Annotated in this window: 15 protein-coding genes; 13 read left to right on the top strand and 2 right to left on the bottom strand. The window is 71.2% G+C overall.

What is annotated here, in order from left to right:
• Positions 1–2: 2 nt before the first annotated feature.
• From ID574_RS18980 to ID574_RS19035, 11 genes are all read left to right on the top strand, one after another.
• Positions 3–1,280, top strand: coding sequence for a ketosynthase chain-length factor (locus ID574_RS18980; protein WP_188190199.1), 1,278 nt, complete (start codon positions 3–5; stop codon positions 1,278–1,280).
• Entirely contained in the window at positions 1,277–1,519 is a 243-nt protein-coding gene (locus ID574_RS18985; RefSeq protein ID WP_188190200.1) for an acyl carrier protein, read from the top strand. The genes ID574_RS18980 and ID574_RS18985 overlap by 4 nt, the downstream gene beginning before the upstream one ends.
• Positions 1,520–1,540: 21 nt before the next feature.
• Positions 1,541–1,861: a Dabb family protein gene (locus ID574_RS18990; RefSeq protein WP_188190201.1), complete on the top strand. Its 321-nt coding sequence runs from the start codon at positions 1,541–1,543 to the stop codon at positions 1,859–1,861.
• Positions 1,862–1,885: 24 nt separating this feature from the next.
• Positions 1,886–2,371 carry an aromatase/cyclase gene (locus tag ID574_RS18995; protein WP_188190202.1) on the top strand — a complete coding sequence of 162 codons (486 nt, stop codon included), beginning with the start codon at positions 1,886–1,888 and terminating at the stop codon, positions 2,369–2,371.
• Positions 2,368–3,120, top strand: a complete 753-nt coding sequence (locus tag ID574_RS19000; protein ID WP_188190203.1) for a cyclase family protein — start codon at positions 2,368–2,370, stop codon at positions 3,118–3,120. The genes ID574_RS18995 and ID574_RS19000 overlap by 4 nt, the downstream gene beginning before the upstream one ends.
• Positions 3,120–3,710 (top strand): 2OG-Fe dioxygenase family protein, encoded by a 591-nt coding sequence (locus tag ID574_RS19005; RefSeq protein WP_188190204.1) that lies wholly within the window; start codon positions 3,120–3,122, stop codon positions 3,708–3,710. The genes ID574_RS19000 and ID574_RS19005 overlap by 1 nt, the downstream gene beginning before the upstream one ends.
• Positions 3,711–3,719: 9 nt before the next feature.
• Positions 3,720–5,321, top strand: coding sequence for an FAD-dependent monooxygenase (locus ID574_RS19010; RefSeq protein ID WP_223166840.1), 1,602 nt, complete (start codon positions 3,720–3,722; stop codon positions 5,319–5,321).
• Positions 5,302–5,919, top strand: a complete 618-nt coding sequence (locus ID574_RS19015; protein WP_223166841.1) for a malonic semialdehyde reductase — start codon at positions 5,302–5,304, stop codon at positions 5,917–5,919. The genes ID574_RS19010 and ID574_RS19015 overlap by 20 nt, the downstream gene beginning before the upstream one ends.
• Positions 5,920–5,935: 16 nt before the next feature.
• A complete protein-coding gene (locus tag ID574_RS19020; RefSeq protein ID WP_188190205.1) occupies positions 5,936–7,444 on the top strand; it encodes an FAD-dependent monooxygenase in 1,509 nt (502 codons plus the stop codon).
• Positions 7,441–9,036, top strand: coding sequence for an acyl-CoA carboxylase subunit beta (locus tag ID574_RS19025; protein ID WP_188190206.1), 1,596 nt, complete (start codon positions 7,441–7,443; stop codon positions 9,034–9,036). The genes ID574_RS19020 and ID574_RS19025 overlap by 4 nt, the downstream gene beginning before the upstream one ends.
• Before the next feature lie 171 nt (positions 9,037–9,207).
• Entirely contained in the window at positions 9,208–10,956 is a 1,749-nt protein-coding gene (locus ID574_RS19035) for an acetyl/propionyl/methylcrotonyl-CoA carboxylase subunit alpha (protein WP_188190208.1), read from the top strand.
• A gap of 2 nt (positions 10,957–10,958) precedes the next feature.
• Here the strand turns inward: ID574_RS19035 and ID574_RS19040 are convergent, their stop codons facing one another.
• The gene (locus ID574_RS19040; protein WP_188190209.1) at positions 10,959–14,117 is read right to left on the bottom strand and encodes an ATP-binding protein; all 3,159 of its coding nucleotides are present in this window, start codon (positions 14,115–14,117) and stop codon (positions 10,959–10,961) included.
• 70 nt (positions 14,118–14,187) lie between these two features.
• Complete coding sequence (locus ID574_RS19045) at positions 14,188–14,448, bottom strand: acyl carrier protein (protein WP_188190210.1); 261 nt, start codon at positions 14,446–14,448, stop codon at positions 14,188–14,190.
• Between the two features lie 139 nt (positions 14,449–14,587).
• Between ID574_RS19045 and ID574_RS19050 the strand changes: the two genes are divergently transcribed.
• Positions 14,588–15,589 carry a beta-ketoacyl-ACP synthase III gene (locus tag ID574_RS19050; RefSeq protein WP_188190211.1) on the top strand — a complete coding sequence of 334 codons (1,002 nt, stop codon included), beginning with the start codon at positions 14,588–14,590 and terminating at the stop codon, positions 15,587–15,589.
• Positions 15,586–16,068, top strand: coding sequence for a flavin reductase family protein (locus tag ID574_RS19055; RefSeq protein WP_188190212.1), 483 nt, complete (start codon positions 15,586–15,588; stop codon positions 16,066–16,068). Before ID574_RS19050 ends, ID574_RS19055 begins: the two co-directional genes overlap by 4 nt.
• Positions 16,069–16,144: the final 76 nt, after the last annotated feature.

Below are 16,144 nucleotides of genomic sequence, written 5' to 3' on the forward strand. Positions count from 1 at the left end.
CCATGACGCAGGCCACGGTCGCCGCCCGCGCGGCGCAGACGGACGAACGGACCACCGCGGTCATCACCGGCCTGGGCGTGGTGGCGCCCAACGGGCTGGGCGCGGAGAAGTACTGGGCGGCGACTCTGCGGGGAGAGAGCGGCATCCGCAGCCTGGCCCCCCGTGGAATGTCGGGATACCCGATGCGGCTGGCCGGCCAGGTGACCTCCTTCGTCGCGGAGGACCACATCCCGTCCAGGCTCATGCCGCAGACCGACCGGGTGACCAGACTCGCGCTGGCGGCCGCCGAGCTGGCGCTGGACGACGCCGAGCTGCGCCCCGGCGAGCTGCCCGAATACAGCATGGGCGTGGTCACGTCCAACGCCTCGGGCGGCTTCGAGTTCACGCACCGGGAGATCCAGAAGCTCTGGACGAAGGGACCGCAGACCGTCAGCGTGTACGAGTCCTTCGCCTGGTTCTACGCGGTCAACACCGGGCAGATCTCCATCCGCCACGGAATGCGCGGCCCGAGCGGAGTGCTCGTCGCGGAGCAAGCAGGCGGCCTCGACGCGCTGGGCCATGCCCGGCGGGCCATCCGGCGGGGCACCCCGCACATCGTCACGGGTGGCGTGGAGTCCTCACTCGACCCCTGGGGCTGGGTCAGCCACATCGCCAGCGGCAGGCTCAGCAAGGAGTCCGTCCCCGAGCTCGCCTATCGGCCCTTCGACCACGGGGCCGACGGCTACGTGCCCGGAGAGGGCGGGGCCATCCTCATCCTGGAGGACGCGGAGGCGGCCGCACGGCGCGGTGCGGCCAAGGTCTACGGCGAGCTCGCCGGCTATGCCGCGACCTTCGACCCCAGGCCGGGGTCGGGTCGCCCGCCGGGGCTGGAGCAGGCCATCCGCAAGGCGCTCGCCGACGCCGGAACACCGCCGGAGGAGATCGACGTCGTCTTCGCCGACGCCGCCGGGATCCCCTGTCTGGACCGGGACGAGGCGACGGCCATCACCGCCGTCTTCGGCCCGCACGGCGTCCCGGTGACGGCTCCCAAGGCTCTGACCGGCCGGTTGTACGCCGGCAGCGGGCCGCTGGACGTGGTCTGCGCGCTGCTGTCCATCCGGGACGGGGTGATCCCGCCCGTCCCCAACGTCGGCACGGTGCCGGCCGCCTATCAGATCGACCTCGTACGCGGCGCGGAGCCGAGGACCGCACCGGTCAGAACGGCCCTGGTGCTGGCACGAGGAAAAGGCGGATTCAATGCCGCCGTCGTACTTCGGAAGCATCGGAAGGAAGAGAAATGACCCTGGACGACCTTCGCAGAATCATGGTGGCCTGCGCCGGCGAGGACGAGCACGTCGACCTCGGCGGAGACATCATGGACGAGCACTTCGCCGATCTGGGCTACGACTCGCTGGCCATGATGGAGACGGCCGCGAAGATCGAAAACGAATTCGGCGTGCGGATCCCGGACGAGAAGGTCGCCGAGCTGACCACGCCCCGCGCTCTGCTGGATTTCGTCTCCCACGTGACCGTTTCCTGAATCCGGAAGGAAAACAAGACCATGATCGTGCACACCCTGATCTACCGATTCCCCTCCTCGGTGACCGAAGGCGACCAGGAGGAGTTCTTCACCGCCATGAAGGAGCTGCTGGACCGGCACTCCCTCATCAAGGGCTTCGACTACAAGCGGCACATGTGGCTGCCGGCCGACAAGGGATCCCGCGGCATCACCGCCTCCGCGATCGCGGCGTTCACCACCGAGACCATCGACGACCTCAAGACCTTCTCCGAGACGCCCGAGGTCTACGACTTCACCACCCAGTGGAAGCAGAAGCTCCAGTTCGAGGCCGCCTACGCCAACCACGAGCCGCTGTCGGTCTGACCCGATTCACCGAGGAGGAGCGCCATGCCGTACGCGGAACACACCGTCACCGTGGACGCCTCGATCAGCGTGGTCTGGGACCTGCTGGTCGACGTGGAGGGATACGCGCGGATCTTCCCGCCCACGCAGGACGTCAAGATCCTTGAAGGCGACTCGACGTACCAGATCGCCCGGTTCGTGGTCGACGTCAACGGGGAGACCGCCACCTGGGTCTCCCGCCGCGACATCGACGCCGACCGGCACGTCATCGCCTACCAGCAGTTGGAGACCGCGCCGATCGTGGGACGGATGGGCGGCGAGTGGCGGGCCTTCCCGTTCGGGGACGACCGCACCCAGCTCGTGCTGACGCACGACTTCGAGACGCGCGAGGCCGTCGACGGCAAGGTGGCGGGGCGATTCACGCCCGAGGAGGCCGACGCGATGTTGCGGGCGGCCGTCGAGCGCAACAGCGTGGCCGACCTCAACGCCGTGAAGTCCGAGGCCGAGCGACTCGTCGCGGACACCGCATGAAGAGGTTCTACGACCTGAGCGTGGCCACGCAGAGCACGCCGAGCGAGGCCACGCCGGTGACCGTGGATCTCCTCGATCACCGTACCGGCGCGATCGTCCTCGGGCTCACGCCCGAGGACTTCCCCGACGGCATGGCCATTTCCAACGAGACCGTCTCGCTGACCACCCACACCGGCACGCACATGGACGCGCCGCTGCACTACGGCCCGCTGACCGCCGGCCACCCGGCCAAGAGCATCGACCAGGTGCCGCTGGAGTGGTGCCACGGTCCCGGCGTCAGGCTGGACCTGCGCCACGTTCCCGCGGGCGCGGCCATCACCGTCGAGCAGCTCACGGCGGCGCTGGAGGCGGCGGCGCACGAACTGGCCCCCGGGGACATCGTGCTGCTGTGGACGGGCGCGGACGCCCTGTGGGGCAGCGCCGACTATCTGACGGACTACGCCGGCCTTTCCGGCGAAGGCACCGAGTTCCTGGTCGAGAACGGCGTACGCGTCATCGGCATCGACGCCTGGGGCCTGGACCGGCCGATGCAGGCCATGATCGAGGACTACAAGCGCACAGGAGACCGGGCCTGTCTGTGGCCCGCTCACATATACGGGCGCCGCAAGGAATATCTGCAGCTCGAGAAGTTGGCCAATCTCGGATCGCTGCCCGCGGCCACAGGATTCGACGTGTCGTGTTTCCCCGTGTCCATCGCGGGCGCGGGCGCCGGCTGGACCCGCGTGGTCGCCGTCATGGAGGAGGGCTGATGTTCTATCGCACGTTCAGCAGCGTCGACAAGATCACGAAGGAGCTCGTGGCGAGCTTCTACGAGCTGAGCCCCAACACCGGATTCAAGGACGACGACGTCGTCCGCTACGTCGGGATGGGCACCGGGCACGCGAAGGGCACCGCGATCACCTGGAACGACGCCGACGACACAGCGTACGACCAGCTCTCCCCGGCGGTGCGCGACTTCGTCGCCGACCAGCTCGACGACGACCGGATCCGCGCGTGGCTGCCGGGTGAGGAGTTCGACCTGACCGTCTTCCAGGTCCGCAACTACGCCGACGACAAGCAGAACGCCCACCCGTCGCAGGGATTCCACCAGGGCGGCGGCGACCACGTTCTGGTCACCGTCGTGGCGGAGGAGAACGTCAACGGCGCCGTGCACCTGCTCGGCACGGCCGGCGACGATTTCTCGCTGGTGTTCGAGCGCCGGCTGAGCGTGGGCGAGACGTTGCTGCTCGACGACCGGGCGCTCACCCACCACTGCACGCCGTTCACCCCCATGGCGGGTGGCCGGGCCCAGCGCGATGTGATCGTCGTGTCGCTGACGCGCACGGACGCGGACGACTAGGGGGCGGCCGTGACAAGCAATGACCACGATGTCGTGGTGGCCGGCGGCGGCCCCGTCGGGCTGATGCTGGCCTGCGAGCTGCGCTCGGCCGGGGTGTCCGTGCTGGTGCTCGAACGGCAGGCGGCCCCGGATCCGATGCCCAAGGCGGGCATCATCGGCCCGCTGGCGGCCGAGGCCATCGCCAGGCTCGGCCTGGGCGACGAGCTCATGGCCGCCGAGGCGGAGGCGATCCGCCGCGACGAGGAAATGCTGGCGAAGCTCATGGCTCAGGGCGGCCCCCCTGGAGGATCAGGCTCACCAGGTGGCCCGGGCGGTCCCGGAGGTCCTGGCCGGCCGGGCGGAGGGCGGCCCCCTGGGCATGCCGGACCGCCGGAGCACTTCGCCGGGCTGCCGCTGGACGCGTCCCGCTCGTCCGACCCCGCGCGCCGCCGGGTTCGGGTCGACCAGCTGACCCTGCACCGCATCCTGGCCGACCACGCCGGACGGCTGGGAGTGGAGGTCAGGCACGAGCACGAGGTCCTCGATCTCGGCCAGGACGAGCAGGGCGTGACCGTCGGCGTCGCCACCCCGGACGGGCCGCTCCAGGTGCGCTGCGCCTACCTGGTCGGCTGCGACGGCGGCCGCAGCACTGTGCGCCGGCTGGCCGGCTTCGACTTCGCGGGCAGCGACCCCACCCTGACCGGCAGGCAGGGCCTGGTGCGCATGGCCGACCCGGGCGGGCTCAGGCCGGGCTTCAATCTGACGCCGAGCGGCGGGTACCTGTTCGCCGCCTTCGGCGCCAACCGGGTGGCGACCGTGGAGTTCGACGGCCCGCCGGAGGACCGGGACGCGCCGCTGACGCGCGAAGAACTCCAGGAGAGCGTGCGCCGCGTGAGCGGGACCGAGGCGACCATCGGGGAGCTGCTGTCCGGCGTGCGCTTCACCGACCACACCCGCCAGGCGACCACCTACCGGCTGGGCCGGGTGCTCCTGGCCGGCGACTCGGCCCACGTGCACCCGCCCTTCGGCGGCCAGGGACTCAACGTCGGGCTGGTGGACGCGGCGAACCTGGGCTGGAAGCTGGCCGCCCAGGTGCAGGGCTGGGCCCCCGAAGGGCTGCTGGACACCTACACCGCCGAACGCCACCCCGTGGCCGCCCAGCTCCTGGACAACACCCGGGCCCAGACGGCGCTGATGCGGCCCGACCCGCAGAGCCGCGCGCTGCGCGAGCTGTTCGCGGGCGTGCTCGCCCTGGACGCGGTCAACCGCCGCCTCTACGACATGGTGACCGGTCTGTCGGTCCGTCATGACCTGGGCGAGGACACCCCGCTGACCGGGACGCTCCTGCCGGACCTGGAGCTCTCGACGGGCGGGAGTCTCTTCGACCACCTGGGCAGGGGACGCGGAGTCCTCCTCGACCTGGCCGACCGGGCCGAGGTCCGCGCGGCGGCCGCCGGCTGGTCCGAACGGATCGAGATCGTCACCGCCCAGCTCAAGATCGACGAAGTCGACGCGCTGCTGCTCAGGCCCGACGGGTGTGTCGCGTGGGAGCTGCCCGCGGGCGCCGATCCCCGTCACAAGGCGCTGCCGGCCGCCCTGGCCAGGTGGTTCGGTGCAGGTCGCGGTGGCTGAGGGCGCCCCTGGCCTGCTCCTCGACGGCGCCGCGCAGGACCTGCTCTTCCGTGAGGCACGCACGATTGAGGACTTCACGAACGCGCCGGTGACCGACGAGCAGGTGCAGGCCATCTATGACCTGATCAAGTACGGTCCCACGTCGATGAACCAGCAGCCCCTGCGGATCGTGCTCCTGCGCTCCGCCGCGGCCAAGGGCGCCGCGATCCGGTGGATGCTGGGCGTCAACAAGGCCAGGACGGCGGCCGCTCCGCTGACCGCTCTGCTGGCCGCCGATCTGCGCTTCCATGAGCGGCTGCCGGAGCTGTTCCCGGCCAAGCCGGACGCGGCGCGCCTGTTCGAGGACCCGTTCGTACGCGAGGAGTCGGCCCGCTTCAACGCGGCCCTGCAGATCGCGTACTTCATCCTCGGCGTCCGCGCCGCCGGCCTGGCGGCCGCTCCCACCCTGGGCTTCGACGCCGAAGGCATCGACAAGGAGTTCTTCGGCGACGGAAGGCACACCATCCTGACCGTGCTCAACATGGGCAGGCCCGCGGCGGTCGCCGTACCGCCGCGGCTTCCGCGGCTGGCCTTCCGCGACGTCGTCACCGTGATGTAGAGGACGAGGAGCAGACATGGCCAACTACTTCGAGGTCGTCGTGGCGGGCGGCGGCCCTGTCGGACTGATGCTCGCCTGCGAGCTGCGCTCGGCCGGGGTGTCGGTGCTGGTGCTGGAGCGCCGAGCCCGTCCCGAGCAGGCGATCAAGGCGGGCTCGATGGGCCCTCTGGCGGCGGAGGCGCTGTTCGGCCTGGGCCTGGCCGCCGAGCTGCGCGCGGCCGAGGAGGCCGCGATCGCCCGCGACGTACAGCTCACGGGCAGGCCCGGCGGCCCGCGTGAGCACTTCGGCGGGATCTTCCTCGACCCGTCGCTCGCCTCGGACCCGGACCGCCGCCGGATCCGCATCGACCAGCCGGAGCTGGAGGCGCTGCTCGCCCGGCACGCCGACCGGCTGGGGGTGGAGGTGCGGCGCGAGCACGAGGTCGTCGGCCTGAGCCAGGACGATCAGGGCGTGAGCGTGGACGTCTCGACCCCGGACGGCCCGCTCCAGGTGCGCTGCGCCTACCTGGCCGGCTGCGACGGCGGCCGCAGCACCGTGAGGGAGTTGGCCGGCTTCGACTTCGTCGGCACCCCGGCCAGCCTCACCGGTCGCGACGGCGTCGTACGACTGGCCGAGGAGGAGAAGGCGAAACTGGCCCGCGGCTTCCATCACACCGACCGCGGCGTCTTCGTCTTCGCCGGGTTCGGCGCGGAACGCGTGGCCGCCGTGGAGTTCGACGGCCCGCCCGAAGACCCCCACGCCCCCTTGACCCTGCCGGACCTGCAGGCCAGCGTTCGGCGGGTCAGCGGAACCGACGTGGTCATCGACGAGTTGATCTCCGGGTTCGTCTATACCGACGAGGCACGGCAGGCGACGACGTACCGCAAGGGACGGGTCCTGCTCGCGGGCGACGCCGCGCACATCTACGCCCCGTTCGGTGGCCAGGGGCTCAACGTCGGCCTGGTGGACGCCGCGAACCTGGGCTGGAAGCTGGCCGCCCAGATCCGGGGCTGGGCCCCTGTGGGGCTGCTGGACACCTATACCGCCGAACGCCACCCCGTGGCCGCCGTGCTGCTCCACAACACCCGTGCCCAGGCGGCGCTGATGCGGCCCGACCCGCAGAGCCGCGCGCTGCGAGAGCTGTTCTCCGGGCTCGTCGCCATGGAAGCGGTCACCCGCCTCATCGTGGACATGAAGACCGGCCAGTCGGTCCGCTACGACCTGGGGGATGCTCATCCGCTGGTCGGAACGCTCTGTCCGGACCTGCCCCTGGACGGTGTGGGCGGGACGCTCCGCGAACGGCTGGGTTCCGGCTGGGGGCTCCTGCTCGACCTTGCCGATCGGGCCGAGGTTCGCGCCGCGGCCGCCGGCTGGTCCGAACGGATCGGGATCGTCACCGCCCAGGCCAAGATCGACGGAGTCGACGCGCTGCTGCTCAGGCCTGACGGCTGCGTGGCGTGGGTCCTGCCGGCGGGAGCCGAGCCGGAGGAGAAGGAACTGGCCGGGGCCCTGCGCACCTGGTTCGGAGAAGGGAAGACGGGATGACCGCGCTGGACGAACGCGCCCCCGGCCGTCTCGGCGACGAGACGGCCATGCGAGCCCGAGTGGACGAGCTGAGCAGGCTCAAGGCCCGCGTCATGGAGGGACCGAGCGCCGAGGGGACGGCGCTGCAGCACGCCAAGGGCAAGCTCACCGTGCGTGAACGCCTCGATCTGCTCTTCGACAAGGACACCTTCACCGAGGTCGAGCCGCTGCGGCGACACCGGGCCACCGGTTTCGGCATGGAGGCGAAGCGTCCCTATTCCGACGGAGTCGTGACGGGATGGGGACAGGTGCACGGGCGGACGGTCTTCGTCTACGCCCACGACTTCAGGATGTTCGGCGGCGCGCTCGGCGAGGCGCACGCACAGAAGATCCACAAGCTCATGGATCTGGCCGAGGCCGCGGGTGCGCCGTTGGTCGGCCTGTGCGACGGCGCCGGGGCGCGGATCCAGGAAGGCGTCACCGCCCTGGCCGGATACGGCGGGATATTTCAACGCAACGCCAGAATGTCCGGTGTGATCCCCCAGATCAGCGTGATCATGGGGCCCTGCGCGGGCGGGGCGGCCTACTCCCCCGCGCTGACGGACTTCGTGTTCATGGTGCGCGACACCGCTCAGATGTTCATCACCGGCCCCGACGTGGTGCAGGCCGTGACCGGGGCCAGTGTGACGCACGCCGAGCTGGGCGGGGCCGACGTGCACGCGGGCGTGTCCGGGGTGGCGGCCTTCGCCTGCGACGACGAGGAGGAGTGCCTGGCCGCCGTACGCGACCTGCTGGGCTTCCTGCCGTCCAACAACCGCGAGCTGCCACCGGACGAGGTCCTGGACGACCCGGTCGACCGGCGCAACGACAGGCTGCTGGACCTGGTGCCCGCCGACCCCAGCCGGGCCTACGACATGCGTGAAGTGATCGAGGAGATCGTCGACCACGGCGACTTCCTCGAGGTCCACGCCACCTGGGCCACCAACGTCATCTGCGCGTTCAGCCGCATGGGAGGCCGCGTCGTGGGCGTCGTGGCCAGTCAGCCGGCCTCCTTCGCCGGGGTGCTCGACATCGACGCCTCCGCCAAGGCCGCCCGCTTCGTGCAGACCTGCGACGCCTTCAACATCCCGCTGGTCACGCTCGTCGACGTCCCCGGCTTCCTGCCGGGAGTGGAGCAGGAGCACGGCGGGATCATCCGGCACGGAGCCAAGCTGCTGTACGCCTACTGCAACGCCACCGTGCCGAGGATCCAGCTGATCCTGCGCAAGGCGTACGGCGGGGCGTACATCGTCATGGACTCCCGCTCGATCGGTGCGGACCTGTCGTTCGCCTGGCCGACCAACGAGATCGCCGTCATGGGGGCGGAGGGCGCGGCGAACGTGATCTTCCGCAGGGAGATCGCCGCGGCCGAGGACCCGGAGGCCGTCCGGGCCGCGCGGATCGCCGAATACCGCCGGGAGCTGATGCATCCGTACTACGCCGCCGAGCGGGGTCTGGTCGACGACGTGGTGGACCCGGCGGACACCCGGCGCACGCTCATCCGCTCCTTGGAGATGCTGGCGGCCAAACATCAGCCCCTGCCCGCCCGCAAGCACGGCAACCCGCCCTTCTGATGACCATCCAGGTGACCGGCGCCGAGCTGACCGAGGAGGAGCTCGCCGCCCTGATCGTCGTGCTCCTCGCCGGCTCACGCCCCCGGCCGCCGGCCCCTCGCTCCCCCGTACGGCGGCCGCTCCCCCACCCTCCGGCACCCCGCTACCGCTCCCCTAGATCATGGAGAACACGTGCATAAGGTGCTTATCGCCAACCGTGGCGAGATCGCCGTGCGGATCGCTCACGCCTGCCGCGACGCCGGCCTCGCCAGCGTCGCCGTCTATGCCGAGCAGGATCTGGACGCCCTGCACGTCCGGGTGGCCGACGAGGCGTACGCGTTGCCCGGGCAGTCCGCGGCGGAGACCTATCTCAGGATCGACCGGCTGATCGACGTGGCGGTGCGTGCCGGCGCTGACGCGGTTCACCCCGGATACGGGTTCCTGGCCGAGAACGCCGCCTTCGCGCAGGCGGTCATCGACACGGGACTGACCTGGATCGGCCCGCCCCCGTCGGCGATCCGGCTGCTCGGCGACAAGGTGAGCGCCAGGGAGATCGCCCGTGCTGTCGGTGCCCCGCTCGTACCCGGCACGCCGGGACCGGTGTCCAGCGCGGAGGAGGTGCTCGCCTTCGCCCGCGAGCACGGGCTGCCGGTGGCGATCAAGGCGGCGCACGGCGGCGGCGGGCGGGGAATGAAGGTGGCCAGGACGGCCGAGGAGATCCCTGCGCTGTACGAGTCCGCGGTGCGCGAGGCCGCGGCGGCCTTCGGACGGGGCGAATGCTTCGTCGAGCGCTATCTCGACCGGCCCAGGCACGTGGAGACCCAGTGCCTGGCCGACGGTCAGGGCACGGTGACGGTGGTCTCCACGCGGGACTGCACCCTGCAGCGGCGCCACCAGAAGCTCGTGGAAGAGGCGCCCGCGCCGTTCCTGTCCGCCGATCAGACGCGGGTGCTCACCACCGCGTCCAAGGCGATCTTGAAGGCGGCCGGTTACGCCGGCGCGGGCACCTGCGAGTTCCTGGTGGGAGCCGACGGAACCGTCACGTTCCTGGAGGTGAACACCCGGCTGCAGGTCGAGCATCCGGTGACCGAGGAAGTGTCCGGTATCGATTTGGTCCGCGAGCAGCTCCGCATCGCCGCGGGCGGTCGCCTCGACGACGGCGACCCGCCGGCACGCGGGCACTCCATCGAGTTCCGGATCAACGCCGAGGACCCGGGACGCGGCTTCCTGCCCGCGCCCGGCACCCTCACCCGCTTGCGGCTGCCCACCGGGCCGGGCGTACGCGTCGACCTCGGCTACGACGAGGGAATGACCGTGCCGCAGGCCTTCGACTCGCTCGTCGCCAAGGTGATCGTCACCGGTCGTGACCGGGTCGAGGCGCTGGCCCGTGCCCGGCGGGTGCTCGGCCACTGCGAGATCGAGGGCATGCCCACCGTTCTGCCGTTCCACCGGGCGGTCCTCGACGATCCGGCGTTCGCGCCCGCCGACCCGGCCGAACCGTTCACCGTGCACACCAGGTGGATCGAGACGGAGTTCATCAACCTGATTCCGCCTTACGACGCGGAGGCCGCGCACCAGGCCCCTGCCGAGCGGGACCAGCTCACCGTCGAGGTGGCCGGCCGGCGGGTCTCGGTGTCGCTGCCCGCCGGATTCTCGGCGCCGGCCGCGCCCGCGCGGCAGAGCGAGACACGGCGCCGCAGGCCGGGACGTAGACCGATGGCAGGCGGGGACGCCCTGGTGAGCCCCATGCAGGGAACCGTCGTACGGGTGTTCGTCTCCGACGGGGACCCCATTCAGGAAGGAGACAAGGTCCTGATCCTGGAGGCCATGAAGATGGAGCAGCCGCTGACCGCCCACAAGGCCGGCGTGATCAGGGGCTTGGCCGCCGAAGTGGGCCAGACGGTCGCGGGTGGCGCGGTCTTGTGCGAGATCGTCGCCTGACCCTAAGCCTTCGACCGGCCGTACGCGATGAGTTCCTCGCGGTCCATCGCCCGGCCGCGGGCGAAGAGGCGGTCGAGGGCGGCCTGCCCGAGCCGGTCCGCCACGGCCCGCGTGATGGCGGAGAGATCCGCACGCGACAGCCCCGGCCCCGGCGCCATGGCCGCGGCGCCGCCGAGCAGCACCGCGGCGCGGTCATGGTCTCCGCGCCGGGCGGCGAGGTCGGCCAGACCGACCAGAACGGCGCCGATCACGGGCACGTCCTCGCTGCCGACGGCCGTGCCGAGCGCCTGATGGTGCGACTCCTCCGCCTCGTCCAGCCGGCCTCCTGTGGCGTGGAGCAGGCCCAGCGACGTCATCACGAGCGCACGCAGCTCCATGAGCTCGAGGTCGGTGCCGTCGAGGATGCCGGCGGCGGCCGTCAGATGCTCGCGCGCCTGCTCGAGATCGCCTGCGCGACGGGCGTGGTTGCCCAGGAGCAGGTGCACGCCGGCGACCGTGGCCGGTTGGCCCAGGTCCTGGGCGAGGTCACGCGCCTCGTACAGGTTGGCCAGGCCCGCCTCGGTCTCACCGTCCTCCAGCTGAATGGTGGCCAGGTGATAAAGGAGGCCGGGACGCTCGTGACGGGCGCCCAGCTCGTCGGACAGCCGCAGGGCGTCGGCGTACGCCGTGCGGGCGCGGTCGTATTCGCCTCGGCCGGAGACGATCTCGGCCAGAGCGCGCAGCGCCGAGGCCATGCCCCATCTGTCCCCCACCGAACGGAACGCCGTGAGCGCACCGTCGAAGTCCGCTACTGCCTGCTGGTCGGCGTCGTCCAGCCGGCGCATGCCCCGCCACAACAGCGCGGTCGCCCGGGTCCAGGCGTCAGGGTCGTCGGCGTGCCGGGAGACGAGCTCCACGAAATGCCCGGTCCGCTCCCTCACCGCGAGGGCGAGGGCGGGCTCGGCCAAGGTGAGATACGGATGGTGACCGGGCTCGCCGCGAGCCTGCCACTCGCTGACGGCCGCACGCGCCCGCTCCGCCAGTTCCGGGCTGCGGCCGAGGTCCAGCCCGCCGAGCAGGAGGGCCAGCACGGTGGCCCCCGCGGGCGCGGCCGCCTTCACCGCCAGCGCCTGCCTGGCCCACTCCGCGCCCTCGCCACGCGACCCGGTCAGCCGCCAGTACCAGCCGAGTGCGGCCACCAGCCGGACGGCGGTCCCGGCGTCGTGGGTCTCGATCGCGTGGCGCAGCGCGGCACGTAAGTTGTCGTGCTCGGCAGTGAGCCGGGCCAGCCAGCTCACCTGGTCCCGGCCACGTAAGCAGGGTTCGGCGCGCTCGGCCAGCGCCAGGAAGTGCGCGGCGTGCGCCCGCCGCAGCCGCTCCTTCTCCCCGGACTCGTCGAGCCGCTCCAAGGCGTAGAGACGTACTGTCTCCAGCATGCGGTAGCGGACGCCGGCGGGCTCTCGCGACACGTGCAGCAGGGACTTGTCGGCCAGCACACCGAGCAGCGGCAACACATCCGCACCCGCCACATGCTCCGCCGACTCCAGCGTCGCTCCGCCCGCGAACACCGACAACCGCCGCAGCAGGGCCTGCTCCGGCGAAGCCAGCAGTTCCCAGCTCCAGTCCACGACCGCACGGAGCGTCTGGTGGCGGGGGAACGCCGTACGACTGCCTCCGACGAGGAGGCGAAACCGGTCATCGAGGCGTTCGGCGAGCTGTTCGACGGACAGCACGCGCATCTGAGCCGCCGCCAGCTCGATGGCCAGCGGCATCCCATCCAGTCTGCGGCAGATCCGCACCACGTCCGCGACGTTGCGCTCGGAGACCGTGAAACCGGGCACCATCGCGGCGGCGCGGTCGGCGAACAGCCGCACGGCGGGGGCGTCGAGTGCCTCCGCGAGCCGTGTCGCGTCGGACGGCACCAGGAGTGGCGGCACCGGGGCGAGTCTCTCCCCCGCGATGTTCAGCGACTCCCGGCTGGTGGCCAGCAGCCGGAGTCCGCCGCAGGAGCCCAGGAGCGCCTCGGCCAGCCGGGCGACCTCCTCGATCACGTGCTCGCAGTTGTCGAGGATGAGCAACATCCGCCGGGAGGCCAGCACGGTCACGAGATGGTCGAGGTCGAAGGCAGGGGGTTCGCCGTCACGCACGCCGGTCAGCAGGATTCCCTCCGGCGGCTGCAGGACCGCGGCCATGGTCCGCGGAATGTCCGCCGGATCGGTGACCGCGGCCAGTTCCACCAGCCAGACCTCGTCCCGCGTCCGCTGGAGCGCCCGCGCGCCCACTTCCCTGGCCAGTCGCGTCTTGCCCGATCCACCCGGGCCCACCAGAGTGACCAGGCGATGTTCCGCCAGGCAGCGCTCAACCAGCTCCACCTCGACGTCACGGCCCACGAACGACGTGAGCGCCGCCCGCAGGTTGGTGCGCCTCTTCTGGCGAGTGCCGCCCCGTACGAGGGCGTCGCGCCGGAGCACGGCCAGGTAGGTCGTCTCCAGCTCGGGCGAGGGATCGACGCCCAGCTCCTCCGCCAGGGCCCGTTTGGTCTGCTCGTAGACCTCGAGGGCAGTCACCTGCCGGTCGGCCGCGTACAGGGCGCGCATCTGGAGTGCGCGCAGCCGTTCGTCCAGCGGATGGGCGGCGGCGAGCGCCTCCAGCTCGGGCAGCAGGCTCGCATGGCGGCCCAGGGCGAGGTCGGCCTCGATCCGGTCTTTGGTGGCCGACAGCCGCAGCTCGCCCAGCCGCGCGATGGCGCCCTGGGCGAACGCCGCGTCGGCGACGTCGAGCAGTGCGGGACCGCGCCACAGCTCGAGGGCCGGGCCGAGCAGTTCGGCGGCGCGGGAGAAATCCTTCTCGGCGAGCGCGGCCTGGCCGGCGGCGGCCAGGCGCTCGAACCGATGGGCGTCGAGGTCGTCGGGCTCGGCCGCCAGCAGGTAGCCGCCGAGCCGGGAATCGATCTTGTCGCGGCCGATGGCCGAGCGCAGCCGCGACACCAGGGAGTGCAGCGCGTTGACCGCGTCGACCGGCGCCTCGTCGCCCCATAACTCGTTGATCAGCCGGTCGGCCGGGATCACCTGGCCGACGTTCAGGCCGAGCATGATGAGCAGTGCTCGGAGCCGGGCGCCCCTGACCTCGATCAGCCGGCCGTCCCGCCGCACCTCGAGAGGACCCAGGATCCGAAACTCCACAGGGCGACTTTAGCTCGGCTTCGGCCATCCGAGCGATCATGGGGATGAGCCGGCGCCATCGGTCCGATGGTCAGGATGCCGCCGTGGCCAGCCTCTCGTTCACGTAGTCCAGCGCCGCGCGAGGGGAGAGCATGCGGTCGATGTCCTCGTCTGGGATGGGCAGGCCGAGCTGCTCCTGAAGCACCATGGCGACCTCGTATCTGGCCAGGGAGTCCAGGCCGAGCTCGTCGAAGGACACGTCGGCGGTCTCCAGGGTGAGCTCGGCCGCCTCCGCGGTGCCGAGACAGCTGCTGACGACGCGCTTCAGGTCGTCGAATGTGAACTCCTTCATGCCGGTCAAGATGACGCGCAGCCTTGGAAGAATCCTCGAGAAGGGCTCGAGGCCGTCGCTTCCAGCGGTCTTTGAGCTGCTTTCCACCGAGCCTGGCAAGCATGGTCCGGACACCGACGCAAGGAGGTCCGAGACTGCCATGACCAGCCAGCTTCTGGCGGCGCCACGGACGCACAGCCGGATTCTCGGAGTGGGCGTCCATCGGCCGCGCCGCGTGGTGACCAACAGAGAGATCTGCGAGTGGATCGACTCGACGGAGGAATGGATCGTCGACCGCTCCGGCATCCACTACCGCCGGTTCGCCGAGAAGGACGAGACGCTCGATGTGATGGCCGTGTCGGCGGCGCGCAGGGCGCTCCAGCACGCCGGCGTCGGCGCCGCTCAGGTCGACTGCGTCGTGCTGGCCAGCATGTCCAACCTGGTGCAGACGCCGCCCCTGGCCGTCAGGGTGGCGGATGACCTGGGCGCGGTCAGGGCCGGGGCCTTCGATGTGTCGGCGGCCTGCGCCGGCTTCTGCCACGCCCTCGCGATCGCGGGCGACATGGTCTCGACGGGCCAGGCGAGGCACGTGCTGGTCATCGGTGCCGAGCGGATGACCGACATCGTCGATCCGGCGGATCGGAGCATCGCCTTCCTCTTCGCGGACGGCGCGGGCGCCGTCCTGGTGGGTCCCTCCGACGTGCCCGGCATCGGCCCCGTGGTCCGGGGCGCCGACGGCTCCTCCCGCGAGGCACTGCGGATGAACACCTCATGGGGTGCCTTCCGCGGCGATCCCACGCTCCCACCCCCGATGATGAAGATGGACGGCCGCCGGGTCTTCCGCTGGGCGGTGGAGCACATGGTCCCCGCGGGCCGGCGGGCGCTGGAGCTGGCCGGGGTCACCGCGGACGACCTTGCCGCGTTCATCCCGCACCAGGCCAACCTCCGGATGATCGAGATCCTGGCCGCCAGGCTCAAGCTACCCGGCCACGTCTCGGTCGCCGATGACATCGCTCACAGCGGCAACACCTCGGCCGCGTCGATCCCGCTCGCCATGGAGGCCCTGCTGAGCGGTGGGCGGGCGCCGCACGGTGGGATGGCCCTCCTGATGGGCTTCGGCGCGGGACTCAACTACGCCGGACAGGTCGTGCTCCTCCCATGACCTCCCCACACACCTTTCGCTCCGCCATGGCCGCCTTCGCCAGCGGCGTGACAGTGATCACCACCACGGACGAGGACGCCAAGCCCTACGGTTTCACCGCGACGTCCTTCTGCTCGGTCTCGCTGAGCCCGCCACTCCTGCTGGTGTGCCTGGCGCAGACGGCCAACTGCTACCCGGTCTTCGCCTCCTGCGCACGCTTCGCGGTCAGCATGCTGCGCGACGGTCAGGACGAGGTCGCACTCCGCTTCGCCACCACCAGGGCGGACAAGTTCGGCTCCGGCATCGTCAGCCGGACCCCCGCCGGCCTGCCCGTGATCGACTCGGCCCTGTGCGCGATCGAGTGCTCGATCCAGGACCGCTACGACGCCGGTGACCACATGCTCCTGCTCGGCCGGGTCGATTGGGTGCAGTTCCAGAACGGCGCTCCGCTCATCTACTTCAACCGCGCCTTTCACCGGCTCAGCTCCTCCACCTCATGACAGCACCGCAACAGCGCGTGGTGCGGCCCGGGACAGGGCCGGCGACCATCCTCGATCCAGAGAGAAGGAGGTGGGC

Origin of the sequence: Nonomuraea sp. SYSU D8015, from assembly GCF_008065375.1 — a bacterium.
Classification (GTDB): domain Bacteria; phylum Actinomycetota; class Actinomycetes; order Streptosporangiales; family Streptosporangiaceae; genus Nonomuraea.